We start from the raw sequence: 12928 nt of genomic DNA on the forward strand, positions 1-12928 counted from the left end.
CGACACCGACGGCAAGGTCACCTACGCCGAGGTCCAGGCCAACTACTGGCCCCGCCCCGCCTAGGAGACCGGATGAACGAGGCCCTGCTGGCGTTCCCCGACGTGGAACGCCTCATCGTCGACAACCTCAAGAACCGGCCGGAGCTGGCCGAGGTCAAGGTCGACAACCGCCCGCCGGCCGACTTCAACGGCACCCAGAAGGTCGTCCTGGTCTCCCGGACCGGCGGCGCCTGGATCGACGACCTCCACCTCGACACCCCGCTCGTCGAGCTGGAGGTCTACGGGCCGGACAAGACCACCGCGCACTCGATCTCGCTGGCCGTCCGCGCCGCGCTCCTGACGCTCCGCGGCACCGTCTACGGCTCCGCGGTCGTCACCGACGTCGTCGAGACGGAAGCGGTGCGCTGGCTGCCGGACTACAACCGCCCGGCGGGCAACCGCTACCTCACCACGGTGCGCTTCTCGCTCCGCCCCGCGTAACCGCAACTTCCTGCCTTTCCCCTTCACCTCCCAAGGAGTACCCATGTCCGGAATGAACCCGAGCGAGATCCGTGTTGCCGGCACCGGCCGCATCCTCCTCGCCAAGCCCGGCACCGAAGCCCCGGCCGCCATCGACGCCCCGTGGGGCGACGCCTGGCACGACCTGGGCTACACCAGCACCGACGGTGTGAAGTTCGGCCGCAAGGGCAAGACCGCCAACATCGACACCTGGCAGTCCCTCACCCCGGCCCGCACGATCTACACCGAGCGCGAGCTCACCGTGAAGTTCGGCATGCTCCAGCTGAACGAGGACACCCTGCCGTTCTTCTTCGGCGGCGGCGAGGTCGTCGAGACCGGCCCGAACTCGGGCCTGTACAAGTACGAGATCCAGAGCGACCAGGGCGAGGACGAGCGCGCGCTCGGCGTCGAGTTCACCGACGGCACGGACGTCCGCTACCGCTTCGTCATCCCGCGCGGTGTGGTCACGGTCAGCGATGACGTGGACCTCAACCGCAAGGGCGCGGTGAAGCTGGGCGTCACCTTCACGGCGATGGCCGCGAAGCCGGGGGCGGCGCTGGCGACGTGGCTGATGAAGGACAAGTCCTTCGCCCCGACGGCCGCGCCGGCCAAGTAACCGGGCCCCCTCCGGAACCACCTGAATACGGGCGCCGCCCCGGCCTCCCCCGCCCGCCACCGGGGCGGCGCCCCCTTTTCCCACCGCTTTTTCACCCACTTCTAGGAGCAGCACATGCCCGCTTTCGATGTCAACGCGGCCCGCGCCCAGCGCCTGGAGGCCCACGGCAAGTCGTGGTCCTTCCAGCTGGACGGCGACGCCTTCGAACTCCCCACCGAGATCGGCCACCGCACCGCCCGCGCCCTGCGCGAGCTCGACGACAGCGACGTCGACGGCCTGCTGGGCCTGCTCCTGGGCGAGAAGCAGTTCGCGCGCCTGGTCGAGCACGACCTGACGATGCAGGACATCGCCGCGATCCTGGAGGCCTACGGCCAGGAGACCGGGCTCGGCCTGGGGGAAGACTGAGCCTCGACGCGTTCGTAGCCGAACACGCCGAGGCTCTGGAAGCCGATCTGCTGCGGCACTACGGGGTTGACCTGCTGGACTGGCACCGCGGGACGCTCTCTTCGAGACGCCTCGCGGTGCTGGTCAAGCACATGCCACGCGACAGCGCGGTCAACCGCGACCTGCACGGCGAAGCCGTGGAGTGGGACGCGTCGACGCACCTGCTGGCGGCGCTCGTCGACCACTCGGCTGTCGCCAACTGGATGACGGCGACGATCAACAGCGGCGAGGACGCGGAGCCGCTGGATTACCCGGAGCCGGTGGCAAGACCGGGTGATTCGGATCAGCCGGCGGCGGAAGAGGACAACGCCTTGGACAACGCAAATCCGCCGACCGGGCCCGCACGCGGCGACCTCATCCAGTTTTTCAGCTGATGAGAAGACTCGTGGCTCACAGACCGGAAGCCACGAGAGTCCCCACAGCCACCCCTGATGTCATGGCTGCCATGTGGGTCCAAAAGAAGGCTGCCCGAAGGGAGACATCCCCGTCACTCCCGGGTTCCACGGCAGTGTAAGGGAACGGTTTCTTGACCTTTATGCACCAGAACAAGGACCGTACTCCGAGCCGGCGAATCCCCTTCCAGGCAAGAAGGCAGCCGAAGGCGAATACCAACAAGCCCAGGTGCCCCAGCCTAAAGAAATCTCCCAATCCTTCGGATCGACTTGTGGCCGCCCACATGAGATCGGCGCCGACGCCCACCACAAAGGCCACGAAGGCCAATATGGGGGTGACAGGGCCGCGCCGCTCTCCGCCGAGGACGTAAATCAAGAACGCGATCAAAAGGATGCCGCCGAGGAACAGCGCAGGGACGGACCAGTCCATGCTCCGGGGGCATGCCACTCCCACCCTCGTCCCGCAGTTCCTTCCGGTGGATCCCCACGACGCGACACCGTGGAATGCAAAGGAAAAAGCTGCGTACACGGGAACGCTCAGGACGAAAATCGAAGAGCAGACACCGATCGGGCCTGCGTCGCCTTTCCGGCTTCTTCGCCGCCCTCTCGGGACCTCCAAGCTCGACATACAACACCCCACCCCTCAAGTTGATGATTTGCCCAGAAATGAGCGGATCATAGCACTCCAGGAGCGAATAGACCAAGGAGAAGGTCATGCCTGACAGCGAGCTGGAGAAACTGCAAAAGCAGGTGACCGAGCTCAAGAAGGACGTCGACGGCAAGGTCTCCAGCAACGACTTCGACAAGAAGTGGGACGACAGAAAAAACGCCACTGACGACGATGACAAAAAGAAGAAGGTAAAGCAGTGGTTTGACGAGTGGGTGGAGTACAAGCCCACCGAGCGCACCGGACAGAAGTCCGAACTGAACGGCGCAAAAGAGGAGGCCAACGGGGCGAACATCGCGTTCAACGGTTTCGAAATGGGCGCAAGCGCCGTCAAGGTCGACATGAAGCCGCTTCTCGACCTGTCGGACGGGCCCAACAAGCTGATCGGGAAGATTCAGGACAGGCTCGGTCTGCCGAACCCGGAAAGAATCGCCGAAGAGCGCCTGGTGCGCATGGAAACGAGCATTGGCCGTTTTCAGTCCGCCATCATCCGCCTCAACACCGAGTTCCCTCCGACCAAGCAAGCGGCGAACAATGCCCACAAGCGAATCGACAGGCTTCAGACGCAGCTGAGGTCCCAAGGCAGCTCATCCGCGCAACGGCAGCGAATCAACAACAGCGTTCCCGCCGGACGCGCCACCCAGGCGGCCGCAGTGAGTGACATCTCCAGCGCGGCCCGGGAGATCCAGAAACTCGACGCACGTCTCTCTCGCCTGATCACGGCGCTGGGCTGACAGATCGCAGCCGAACACACAAGCCCAAAGAGGAAGGAGGAACATGTCCCTAGTTCAATCCCTCGGCCGCGCCGGCGGCGCCGCCCGGACTTTCAGAACCAACATCGACGCCGCCGGCCGAGCCGCCGGCACGCTCGGGCGGAACGCCGGCACCGCCAATACCAACGTCGGCAGGATCAAGAACTCCGCCAAGCAGTCCGCCCGTGAGCTCAAGGGCATGAAGACCGCCGCCGATCAGGCGGCCCGGTCGGTGGCCAAGGTCGGCAAGGAGGCCGGCAAGGGCGGGACGTCCATGGGGAAGTTCCAGGGCGGACTGAAGAAGGCCGACGGCGGGTTCAAGGGCCTCAACAAGGCCATGAAGGGCAACGTCATCGGGATGTTGCTCGAACTCTTCGCACCGCTCATCGAGAAGGTCGTCGCCATGGCGTCCAAGTCGAAGGCGATGCAGAAGATCATGAAGGTCGCCTTCGACGTCATCGGCAAGGTCGTCGACACCGTCATGAAGGCCATCGGCCCCCTGATGAAGACCACCGGAAAGATCATCTCGAAGGTCTGGGACGGCATCAAGGCGGCCATCCTGCCCATCGCCCTGTGGATCGGCTCCGCGATCCCCGGTGCGTTCAACACCGTCAAGGACGCCCTGTCCAGCGCCTGGGGCGGGCTGTCCTCCTTCGCCGGAAGTGTCTTCGGCGGCATCCTCTCCGCCGTCAAGTACCCGCTCAACGGCGTCATCAGCCTCATCAACTCGGCGATCGGCGCGCTGAACGGCATCAAGGTCTCCATCCCCGGCTGGGTGCCCCTCGTCGGCGGCAAGACCTTCGGCGTCAGCATCCCCCGGATCCCGATGCTCGCGGAGGGCGGCATCGTCGCGCCCCGCAGTGGTGGTGTGCCGGCGATCGTCGCCGAGGCGGGCGAGCACGAGGCGGTCATGCCGCTGTCGAAGCTCGACCGGCTGCTGAGCCGCACCGCGGTCGAGGCCCGGCTCAAGTCGGCCGGTGTCGGGGGCAGCACAAGCGGCGCGGCCGCCGGGTTCCACATCGAGAACTACTACGCCACCTCGTCCTCCACCCCGCGCGACACCGCCCGAGCCCTGATGTTCCTCGCGAAGGCCCGCGGCTAGGCCCACCGAACAGAGAAGGAGGGACCCCCCATGGCCGCCGCCGCGGCAGCAGCGCTCCCCAGAAATCCGCTCGCCAACTCCGCCGGCGCGTTCCGCAACTTCGGCTCGGCCCTCGGCCAGGCGGCCCGTTCCGTCCGCACCGTCCAGAACGGGGTCAGGAACGCCGCCCGGGCCGCCGACCGCATCCGGACGTCCACCGGTCAGGCCGGCAAGGAGGCCCGGCAGTTCGGTACGGGCGCCGGGGCCGCCGGCCGCTCCGCACTCGCCGTCGGCCGGCAGGCCGGCACCGCCCACACCGGTCTGCTGAAGACGAAGTCCGGCGGCCGGCAGTCCGCCCGGCTGCTGAAGAACATCAACCGCCAGGCCACCGCCTCCGGCAGGGCGATCGCCCGCACCGGCAAGAGCGCCGGAATCCTCGGCAAGTTCACCGGGATCCTCGGCGGCAAACTCAAAATCGCCGGCGGCATCATGACAGCCGTCAACCTCGTGATGAAGACGAACCCGTTCGTCCTCGTCCTCTCCCTCCTCGCCCCCTTCGCCACCGAGCTCATCGACTTCGCGCTGAACTCGGAGCTCGGGCAGCAGATCATGGAGACGGTCTTCGGGCTCGTCGAGGCGTACTTCACCACCGCCCTGACCGTCGTCGTCCCCGTGATCACCGGCTACCTCGCCGTGATCAAGGGCGTCTGGAAGACGCTCGAGAGCGTCGTCAAGCCGGTGGTCACATGGGTCACCAAGGACATCCCTGGCGGGTTCAGGAAGGTCAACTCCGCGATGGAGAAGGCCCTCCACGGCATGGGCGACTTCCTGCAAACCGGATTCCAGATGGTCACCGGCGTCGTCAAGGGCCCCCTCAACGGGCTCATCGCCTTCGCCAACTGGGTCATCGACGGCCTCAACAGCCTCAGCTTCAACTTCCTCGGCAAGCACTTCGGCGTCGACCTCCCGAAGATCCCGATGCTCGCCGAAGGCGGCGTCGTCAGCCCCCGCGAGGGCGGCGTCCCCGTGATCCTCGCCGAGGCGGGCGAGGCCGAGGCGGTACTGCCCATGCCGAAGCTCGAAGCGTTGCTGGCCCGTACGGCCGAGACGGCCCGGCGCGCCGCCCCCGCGCGGGCCGGTGCCCGCATCGGCACCTATCACGAGCCCGAGGGCCGCGGCGCCCACGCCATCGCCTCGGACCTGCTCTTCCTCGCCGCGGCCCACGCCTGAGCGCACGCCGCAGCCCATGCCACGGCCCACGCCACGGCCCACGCCTGAGCCCAAGGCGGACCCCTACACGCGGACCCATACACCCGGAGGTGAGGCCCACCCATGCCCACAGCGACCCAACTCGACACCGCGACCGCCACCGCTCCCCCCGGCTCCCAGATCACCCAGGACGGGCAGATCGAGTGGGCCGGGCTCCTCATGGGCCCCGGTACGCCCTACCAGATCGACGCCAAGGGCCTGACCGGCTGGGACGACCTGCCCGAGCTGGACTCGGCCGACGTGCCCCGGCCCGACCAGCACGGCTCCTGGCCCGGCGCCCAGTGGGCCAAGCCGCGGACGGTCGCCGCGACCGTCTGGCTGCTGCCCGACCGCCCCGACCAGGCGCAGGCCGTCGCCCGGGCGTTCCGCGCCGCCACGGCCGTGCACAGCGGCGAGCAGTGGCTCGCCGTGCGCCTCCACGGCCAGACCCTCGCCTGCCGGGCGCGCGTCGACCGCCGCGTCGTCCCGACGGACCGCACCTACGTCACCACCGGCATCGCGTCCGTCTCCGTCCAGTGGCTGTGCACCGACCCCCGCCGTCTCGGCATCACCGAGCAGCTGGGCCGCACGGTCCTCCCCACGTCCGAGCCCGGCCTGCTGTGGCAGCCGGACGGCGGCCTGGAGTGGTCGCTGGAGTGGGGCGCCGCCGGCAGCACCGGAGTGATCACGGCGGTGAACGAGGGCGACGCCCCCGTCAGCCCCCTGATCGAGTTCCGCGGTCCGGTCTCCCTCCCGTCCCTCACCCGGATCGGCGACGGGCGGCAGCTGGAGTACGACATCCAGCTCGCCGAGGCCGACGTGCTCACCGTCGACACCGCCGACGGAACGGTCCTGCTCAACGGCACCGCCTCGCGGCTCTACACCGCCACCGCCCGCTCCACTCCGGAGCAGCTGTTCCAGCTGGAGCCGGGCGACACCTCGCTGGCCTTCCGCGCCGGCCCCGACTCGACCGACCCGCGCGCCTCGGTGACCGTCCGCTGGCGCAACGCCCACTGGTGACCCACCCCCACGGGTGAACCACCCACCCGCCGCCTTTCCCCACCTCCCCACCTCCCCACCACCTTCCTCGGAGGACGAGATGAACAACGTCCGCAGCGCATGGCTGCTCAACCGCACCGACGCCGGCGGGGGCCAGTCCCGCGTCGACACCCGGCTCGCCCCGCTCGGCACCATGGCCCCGGAGGGCGTGCTGGCCACCCGGGACGGCGTGATCCCCGGCGCCCAGGGCGGCGGGCGCGCCATGGACGGCCTGTACGTCTTCGGCGACCAGGGCATGACGGGCAAGGTCACGCCGGGCCGCGCCGTCGTGCAGGGCACCGAGCCGACCGGTGCCTACCCGGTCGTGGTGACCGACTACGTCCCCCTGACCTTCGCCGACGGCGACGCGAACAACCCCCGCGTGGACCTGGTCGTGCTGCGCGTCTACGACGCCCAGCAGGACACCTCCAACCGCACCGAGGCCGTCGTCGAGATCGTCCAGGGCGTGCCGGCCGCCAACCCGGCCGCGCCCGCGACGCCCCGCGCGGCCATCGCCCTCGCCGAGGTCACCGTCCCCGCCGGGGCCTCCGCCGGCAAGGGCGGGATCAACTGGGACACCGTCCGCGACCGCCGCCGGGCCACCGTCGCCGTCGGCGGCATCATCCCGCGCGGCTGGGGCCAGAACTTCCCCGGCGGCTACGTCGGCCAGTACCGCGACACCGGCACGGGCCTGGAGCGCTGGGACGGCTCCCAGTGGAAGGCGTACCCGGAGCCCCGGCCGGGCTGGCGGGACTACACGCCGGAGTGGGGCGCCGACAACGGCCCCGCGCCGCGCGTCGGCAACGGCTCGCTGACCGGCCGCTACCTCCAGGACGGGGCGATCGTCCACTTCACCGCGACCCTCCGGATCGGCTCGTCCTCCAACTGGGGCGGCGCCGGCCGGAACGGCAACTGGTGGGTCTCCCTGCCCGTCCGGCCCACCGGCCCCAGCATGTCCGGCAGCCTCAAGTTCCGCACCAACTCCGGCTACTACCACGGCGGCTGCTACCTGGAGGCCACCCGCCACCCCAACGGTTCCGCCTGCGGCTGGACCGCCAACAACGCCTCCCGCCAGGTCAACGGCGGCTGGGCCGACGGCGACTGGCCGGACACCGTCGTCGAGGGCAACTGGTTCACCGTCTCGGGCTTCTACGAGGCGAGCGCATGACCGTGGCTCCCCAGCCCGCCTACCGCGCCCTCTTCTGCGATCTGCGCAGCGACCAGGTCGTCGACGCCCTGCCGCTGACCGGCGTCGAGTTCGACGACTACATCGGCAAGACCGGATCGCTGCGCGCCACCGTGCCCCTGCCGGACCGGGCGCTCGCCCAGCGCGCCCGGTCCGCGCTCCAGCCCGGCCGCACCGCGGTCTGGCTGGAGCGCGGCGGCGAGATCTGGTGGGGCGGCATCCTGTGGACCTGCACGCCCTCCGGCGACGAGAGCGGGCGGATGACGGCCGAGATCCAGGCCGGGACCTTCGACTCGTACCTCGACCACCGGATCCTGTCGAGCGGCTTCGAGGCCAAGGACGTCGACCAGTTCGACGTCGTCCGCGGCCTCTTCGACCACCTCCAGGCGCAGCCCGGCGGCGACCTCGGCATCGAGTACGGCAACGAGGTCTCGGGCGTCCGCCGCACCCAGAACTACGCCTACACGGACGTCGCCCGGATCCGCGAGATCCTCGACGGGCTCGCCGCCCAGCGGGACGGCTTCGAGTGGCGGGTCCACTGCTACCGCGACCCCGTCAGCGCCCGGCGCGTCAAGCGCCTCCAGCTCGGCCACCCGAGGATCCACGTCGGCGCCCAGGACATCGTCCTGGACCGGCCCGGCCCGCTGCTGTCGTACAGCCTGCCGAGCGACGCGACGCTCCAGTCCAACGTGTGGGTGGCCCGCGGCGATTCGGCCAACCGCAACCAGGCCGCGGACTCCGTGCCGACGGTGTCGGAGCGGAAGGTCTCGATCGAGGACCTGAACGCCGGCTGGCCGCGGCTCGAAGGCACCTCCGACCACAGCTCGATCAGCGACCGCGACATCCTCAACGGCCTCGCCGACGCCGAACTGGCCCGATCCCGGCGCCCCCAGCTCATCCCCGAGGTCACCATCCGCGTCGACGGCCGGATGACACCCGCCCTCATCGGCGCCACGGTCCGGCTGCGCGTCACCGACCTGTGGCACCCGGAAGGACTCGACGCCCGCTACCGGGTCGTCGGCATGACCGTCTCGCCGCCCGAGCGGGCGAAGGCCGAGACCGCCAAGCTCTATCTGGAAGGACTCTGATGGCCGCGATCCCCCTCGACATCCTCGACCGCATCCGCGATCTGGAACGACAGGTCCGCGCGCTGATGGGCAGCGCCAACACGCGGCCCAGGATGGACGAGATCCAGGGCGGCCGCGTCGTCATCGGCGACGGCGGCTCGCTGACCGTCCGCACGCCCGACAACAAGGACCTCGCCTACATCGGACGGGTGTGGCCGGACCGGGAGGGCGGCCAGTACCAGCAGGGCTTCCGCGTCCGGCGTGACGACGGCTCCGTCGCACTCGACATCTGGACCGGCGACCCCAAGAACATGCCGGTCCAGCCCATCCGGATGTGGGACGCCAAGGGCAACATCATCTTCGCCGAGGACGCCCAGAACTTCGGCCTGGCCAAGCCCTACCTCCCCTACCCGCTGCCCGGCCCGGAGGACGCCACGAAGTGGCAGTCCACCAGCTCGACGAGCTGGCAGACGCTGTACAGCAGCCAGGCGATCATTCAGCACCCCCGGCTCTACTGCAAGATCGACTACGCCTTCGCGGGCGACGGCGGGGAGGTCCGGCTGCTCGTGAACGATCAGCAGGTCGGGCCGACCGGCAAGAACGGCCTGTGGTTCTACGAAAAGATCGGCGCGGCATACGACGCCGACGTCACCTTCAAGGTCCAGGCGCGCGCGGCCAATTCCAAGAGCACCGTCTGGTGCATCCCCCGCGCTCTCTACGGCGTTCAGTCCTGAGCGCCCCCAGCCCCTGAGCCCCCATTCGCCCCACGACAGGAAGGCGCGCCTCGTGCTACCCGGTGCCATCCCCACCGTCACCGTAACCGCCCGCTACCTCTCCATCGACGGTCACGCCCTGTCGGGCAGCGTCACCTTCGAACCGCCCCCGCTGCTCACCCACAGCGACAGCGACGTCATGCTCGGCGGAATCTTCTCCGCGCCCCTCGACGCCGACGGGCGGATCAGCGTCACGCTGCCCGCCACCGACGCGCCGGGCATGAACCCGACGAACTGGGCCTACACCGTCACCGAGCGGCTGTCGGGGCTGCCCGCCCGCGCCCCGTACAAGATCCTGCTGCCGGCCGCGCGGCCGAAGGTCGACCTGGCCGACATCGCCCCCAGCGATCCCCGCACCCCCGACTACGTCCCGGTCGCCGGGCTCCCCGGCCCGCCCGGGCCGCCCGGACCGGCCGGCGCCCCCGGGCCGGTGCGCTCCGTGAACGACCACACCGAGGCCGAGATCCGGCTCGACGCCAAGGACGTGGGCGCCGTGCCGGTCACCGGGGGCACGGTGACCGGCACGTTCACCGTCCGCGGCAACGGCAACGGCGCCGCCCTGGACGTCCAGGACACCACGGGCGCCAGCCGGGTGCGGGTCGACTCCACCGGTGGCCTTGTGGCCAACGCCGACGCCCGCTTCACCGGCAATGTGCAGATCGGCGCCACCGTCGCCGACAGCGCGGGCGGCCAGTCCGTGCTCGGCATGAAGAACGTCACCGCCGTGCCCACGGGCAAGCCCACCGACGGCATCGTGCTGTACGCCAACGGCGGCGTCCTGGCCTACCGCAAGCCCGACGGCACCACGGTCACGCTCGACGAGCGGGCGGCGGGCGTACGGTCCGTCAACGGCTACAGCGGCATCGTGAACCTCACCGCCGCCGATGTCCGCGCGGAACCCGCCGGCCGGTCGGTCCTGCTCTCGGGCGCGCAGACCGTCGAGGGCGCGAAGACCTTCACCACCGCGCCGTCCGTCACGGTCGACCCGACCGCCCCGGAGCACCTCGTCCGCAAGTCCTACGTCGACGCCGCGGCACGCTCCGGCAACTGGGCACCGTCCGACCTGGGCTTCCTCGCCTGGACGTTCGACCCGGGGCTGGGCGACGGCAAGAGCCCCATCAACTCGGGGGCGCCCGGCGACATCCCGGCGAGCGGACGCATCTACTACAGCGCGGTGATCCTCCGCTCGGCGGCCACCGTCAAGGAGATCTGCGTCCAGACGCTCGGCTACTCCGGCGCGTCGGGCGGGATCGGGCCGGGATCGTTCGCGGGACTCTACGACGCCGCCGGCAAGCGGGTCGGGCAGAGCGCCGACCTCAGCATGGTCTACCCCGAGGCGCACGACATCGGCGGCATGACCTCGTTCCTGCCGCTGACCGCACCGGCGACGCTCCAGCCCGGCATCTACGTCGTCGCGCTGCTGCTCAACTACTCCAACTCGTCGAACGCGCCCCGGATCATGACCGGCAACGGCGGCTACGACGTCCCGGGCCGCTTCGGCCGCCCGGGAACCGTCCCCCGCACGGTCATGTCGCCCACCAAGGCCAACACGGCACTGCCCACCGACGTCGACTGGGCCAACGGAACCATGGCCCTGGGCACCCGGTACTGGTTCGCGCTGGCCTGACCGTCCCCTCCCCGCCCCGCACGGACAAGGAACCCTTTATGGCCATCGACTGGATCCCGCTCACCCCCGTGGCACCCATGCACGGAAACCCCCTGGCACGCGTCGTCGGGGACCGAGTGGAGTTCGCCGGACACCTGCAAGGCAGGTTCCAGGTCGCCACCCCGCTGTTCACCCTGCCCGAGGGCATGCGCCCGGCGGGACTGCAGCGCGTGCTGTTCACCGCCAACGTGGGGGCCCACAACCCCTACGGCACGGCGCAGTTCTACATCCACCCCGACGGGAACGTCTATCTGGCGACCTACCCCGAGTACCTCGGGCAGGGCCCCGAGGAGACGGTCCTGCTGAGCGACTCCTTCAGCATGACGGCGCCCATGTAGCGACCCCCGTCCCGCCCCCACCACCCGTGCCCCGGGCCGCCCAGCGGCCCGGGGCCCTCGCATGTCTGGAGCGACTTCCATGGCAACTCCCCTCACCGCCGACCAGTTCGTCGCCGCGCTGCGCGCGGAAGGCGTCGACGTCGTGGAGACCGACGACTGGCGCGACCACAACCGCAACCACAAGGGCGCCTGGGGCCCCGTGCACGGGGTGATCATTCACCACACGGTCACCTCCGGCACCGACTCCTCCGTCGAGCTCTGCTACGAGGGCTACGACGAGCTCCCCGGCCCGCTCTGCCACGGCGTCATCGACAAGTCCGGCACCGTCCATCTGGTCGGCAACGGGCGGGCCAACCACGCCGGTACGGGTGACGGCGACGTGCTCGCGGCCGTGATCGGCGAGACGTCCCTGCCCCGGCCCGTCGCCAACGACACCGACGGCAACGCCCGTTTCTACGGCTTCGAGTGCGTCAACCTCGGCGACGGCGACGACCCGTGGCCGGCCGCGCAGCTCGACGCCATCGAGCGCGTCTCGGCCGCGCTGTGCCGGGCGCACGGCTGGAGCTCGGGCTCCGTGATCGGCCACAAGGAGTGGACGAACACCAAGGTCGACCCGGTCGGCTTCGAGATGGGCGACATGCGCGGCCGGGTCGCCGGCCGGCTGGGCGGGGCGCCGGCCGGGCGCCCGGAGGAGCCCGCCGAGCCGTCCCGCCCCGCCATGACCACGTACACCGTGCGGCCCGGCGACACCCTCAGCGGCATCGCCGAGTCCCACGGCACCACCCCCGCCCGGCTCGCCTCCCTCAACGAGCTGGCCGACCCGGACCGCATCCACCCCGGCGACGAGCTCTCCGTCCCCGGCCCGGGCAACGACTACGCGCCCTTCCCCGGCCAGTCGTTCTTCCGGGCCGAGCCGAAGTCGCCGGTCGTCACGGCGATGGGCCGCCGCCTGGTCGAGGAGGGCTGCTCGGCGTACTCCCAGGGGCCCGGCGAGCAGTGGACCGACGCCGACCGGCAGTCGTACGCCCGCTGGCAGCGCAAGCTCGGCTTCTCCGGGCCGGAGGCCGACGGCTGGCCCGGACGGGTCTCGTGGGACGCGCTGAAGGTCCCCCGCGTCTCCTGAGAGCGGAGAGCGGCCCCACAAAAGAAAGACAGAAAGGAA

15 protein-coding genes are annotated in these 12928 nt (G+C 70.2%); 14 read left to right on the forward strand and 1 reads right to left on the reverse strand.

Going from position 1 to position 12928, the window contains the following annotated elements; translation table 11 throughout:
- Positions 1 to 72 precede the first annotated feature (72 nt).
- The 4 genes from IE096_RS28185 to IE096_RS28200 all read left to right on the forward strand — a co-directional run bounded on the left by IE096_RS28185 (position 73) and on the right by IE096_RS28200 (position 1932).
- On the forward strand, positions 73 to 480 hold the full coding sequence (locus IE096_RS28185) for a hypothetical protein (RefSeq protein WP_126914700.1): 408 nt from the start codon (positions 73 to 75) through the stop codon (positions 478 to 480).
- Positions 481 to 523: 43 nt separating this feature from the next.
- The gene (locus IE096_RS28190) at positions 524 to 1114 is read left to right on the forward strand and encodes a phage tail tube protein (protein ID WP_189456466.1); all 591 of its coding nucleotides are present in this window, start codon (positions 524 to 526) and stop codon (positions 1112 to 1114) included.
- Between the two features lie 114 nt (positions 1115 to 1228).
- A complete protein-coding gene (locus tag IE096_RS28195; protein WP_126914702.1) occupies positions 1229 to 1519 on the forward strand; it encodes a hypothetical protein in 291 nt (96 codons plus the stop codon).
- A 116-nt stretch (positions 1520 to 1635) separates the two neighbouring features.
- Positions 1636 to 1932, forward strand: a complete 297-nt coding sequence (locus IE096_RS28200; RefSeq protein WP_229820668.1) for a hypothetical protein — start codon at positions 1636 to 1638, stop codon at positions 1930 to 1932.
- A 16-nt stretch (positions 1933 to 1948) separates the two neighbouring features.
- Here IE096_RS28200 and IE096_RS28205 read toward each other — a convergent pair whose 3' ends face one another.
- On the reverse strand, positions 1949 to 2380 hold the full coding sequence (locus IE096_RS28205) for a hypothetical protein (protein ID WP_189456468.1): 432 nt from the start codon (positions 2378 to 2380) through the stop codon (positions 1949 to 1951).
- A 284-nt stretch (positions 2381 to 2664) separates the two neighbouring features.
- On the opposite strand from IE096_RS28205, the gene IE096_RS28210 reads away from it, so the two are divergent.
- From IE096_RS28210 to IE096_RS28255, 10 genes are all read left to right on the forward strand, one after another.
- A complete protein-coding gene (locus tag IE096_RS28210; protein WP_189456470.1) occupies positions 2665 to 3351 on the forward strand; it encodes a hypothetical protein in 687 nt (228 codons plus the stop codon).
- A gap of 43 nt (positions 3352 to 3394) precedes the next feature.
- A complete protein-coding gene (locus IE096_RS28215) occupies positions 3395 to 4471 on the forward strand; it encodes a phage tail family protein (RefSeq protein ID WP_189456472.1) in 1077 nt (358 codons plus the stop codon).
- Between the two features lie 30 nt (positions 4472 to 4501).
- Complete coding sequence (locus IE096_RS28220; RefSeq protein ID WP_189456474.1) at positions 4502 to 5680, forward strand: phage tail family protein; 1179 nt, start codon at positions 4502 to 4504, stop codon at positions 5678 to 5680.
- Between the two features lie 102 nt (positions 5681 to 5782).
- Positions 5783 to 6718 (forward strand): phage distal tail protein, encoded by a 936-nt coding sequence (locus tag IE096_RS28225; protein ID WP_189456476.1) that lies wholly within the window; start codon positions 5783 to 5785, stop codon positions 6716 to 6718.
- 79 nt (positions 6719 to 6797) lie between these two features.
- The gene (locus tag IE096_RS28230; protein ID WP_189456478.1) at positions 6798 to 7904 is read left to right on the forward strand and encodes a hypothetical protein; all 1107 of its coding nucleotides are present in this window, start codon (positions 6798 to 6800) and stop codon (positions 7902 to 7904) included.
- Entirely contained in the window at positions 7901 to 9010 is a 1110-nt protein-coding gene (locus IE096_RS28235) for a hypothetical protein (RefSeq protein WP_189456480.1), read from the forward strand. Before IE096_RS28230 ends, IE096_RS28235 begins: the two co-directional genes overlap by 4 nt.
- Complete coding sequence (locus IE096_RS28240; RefSeq protein WP_189456482.1) at positions 9010 to 9723, forward strand: hypothetical protein; 714 nt, start codon at positions 9010 to 9012, stop codon at positions 9721 to 9723. Before IE096_RS28235 ends, IE096_RS28240 begins: the two co-directional genes overlap by 1 nt.
- A gap of 52 nt (positions 9724 to 9775) precedes the next feature.
- Positions 9776 to 11389, forward strand: coding sequence for a phage tail protein (locus IE096_RS28245; RefSeq protein ID WP_189456484.1), 1614 nt, complete (start codon positions 9776 to 9778; stop codon positions 11387 to 11389).
- 38 nt (positions 11390 to 11427) lie between these two features.
- Positions 11428 to 11766, forward strand: a complete 339-nt coding sequence (locus tag IE096_RS28250) for a hypothetical protein (protein ID WP_189456486.1) — start codon at positions 11428 to 11430, stop codon at positions 11764 to 11766.
- Positions 11767 to 11845: 79 nt separating this feature from the next.
- Complete coding sequence (locus IE096_RS28255; RefSeq protein ID WP_189456488.1) at positions 11846 to 12889, forward strand: peptidoglycan-binding protein; 1044 nt, start codon at positions 11846 to 11848, stop codon at positions 12887 to 12889.
- Positions 12890 to 12928 lie beyond the last annotated feature (39 nt).

This window comes from Streptomyces abikoensis (genome assembly GCF_014648775.1).
Taxonomy (GTDB): domain Bacteria; phylum Actinomycetota; class Actinomycetes; order Streptomycetales; family Streptomycetaceae; genus Streptomyces; species Streptomyces abikoensis.

Excerpts from the sequence above, each read along its gene's own strand:
- IE096_RS28215 (WP_189456472.1), top strand. The coding sequence starts at position 3,395 with ATGTCCCTAGTTCAATCCCTCGGCCGCGCCGGCGGCGCCGCCCGGACT.
- IE096_RS28220 (WP_189456474.1), top strand. The coding sequence starts at position 4,502 with ATGGCCGCCGCCGCGGCAGCAGCGCTCCCCAGAAATCCGCTCGCCAAC.
- IE096_RS28190 (WP_189456466.1), top strand. The coding sequence starts at position 524 with ATGTCCGGAATGAACCCGAGCGAGATCCGTGTTGCCGGCACCGGCCGC.
- IE096_RS28210 (WP_189456470.1), top strand. The coding sequence starts at position 2,665 with ATGCCTGACAGCGAGCTGGAGAAACTGCAAAAGCAGGTGACCGAGCTC.
- IE096_RS28205 (WP_189456468.1), bottom strand. The coding sequence starts at position 2,380 with ATGGACTGGTCCGTCCCTGCGCTGTTCCTCGGCGGCATCCTTTTGATC.
- IE096_RS28230 (WP_189456478.1), top strand. The coding sequence starts at position 6,798 with ATGAACAACGTCCGCAGCGCATGGCTGCTCAACCGCACCGACGCCGGC.
- IE096_RS28235 (WP_189456480.1), top strand. The coding sequence starts at position 7,901 with ATGACCGTGGCTCCCCAGCCCGCCTACCGCGCCCTCTTCTGCGATCTG.
- IE096_RS28250 (WP_189456486.1), top strand. The coding sequence starts at position 11,428 with ATGGCCATCGACTGGATCCCGCTCACCCCCGTGGCACCCATGCACGGA.
- IE096_RS28195 (WP_126914702.1), top strand. The coding sequence starts at position 1,229 with ATGCCCGCTTTCGATGTCAACGCGGCCCGCGCCCAGCGCCTGGAGGCC.
- IE096_RS28185 (WP_126914700.1), top strand. The coding sequence starts at position 73 with ATGAACGAGGCCCTGCTGGCGTTCCCCGACGTGGAACGCCTCATCGTC.
- IE096_RS28240 (WP_189456482.1), top strand. The coding sequence starts at position 9,010 with ATGGCCGCGATCCCCCTCGACATCCTCGACCGCATCCGCGATCTGGAA.
- IE096_RS28255 (WP_189456488.1), top strand. The coding sequence starts at position 11,846 with ATGGCAACTCCCCTCACCGCCGACCAGTTCGTCGCCGCGCTGCGCGCG.
- IE096_RS28225 (WP_189456476.1), top strand. The coding sequence starts at position 5,783 with ATGCCCACAGCGACCCAACTCGACACCGCGACCGCCACCGCTCCCCCC.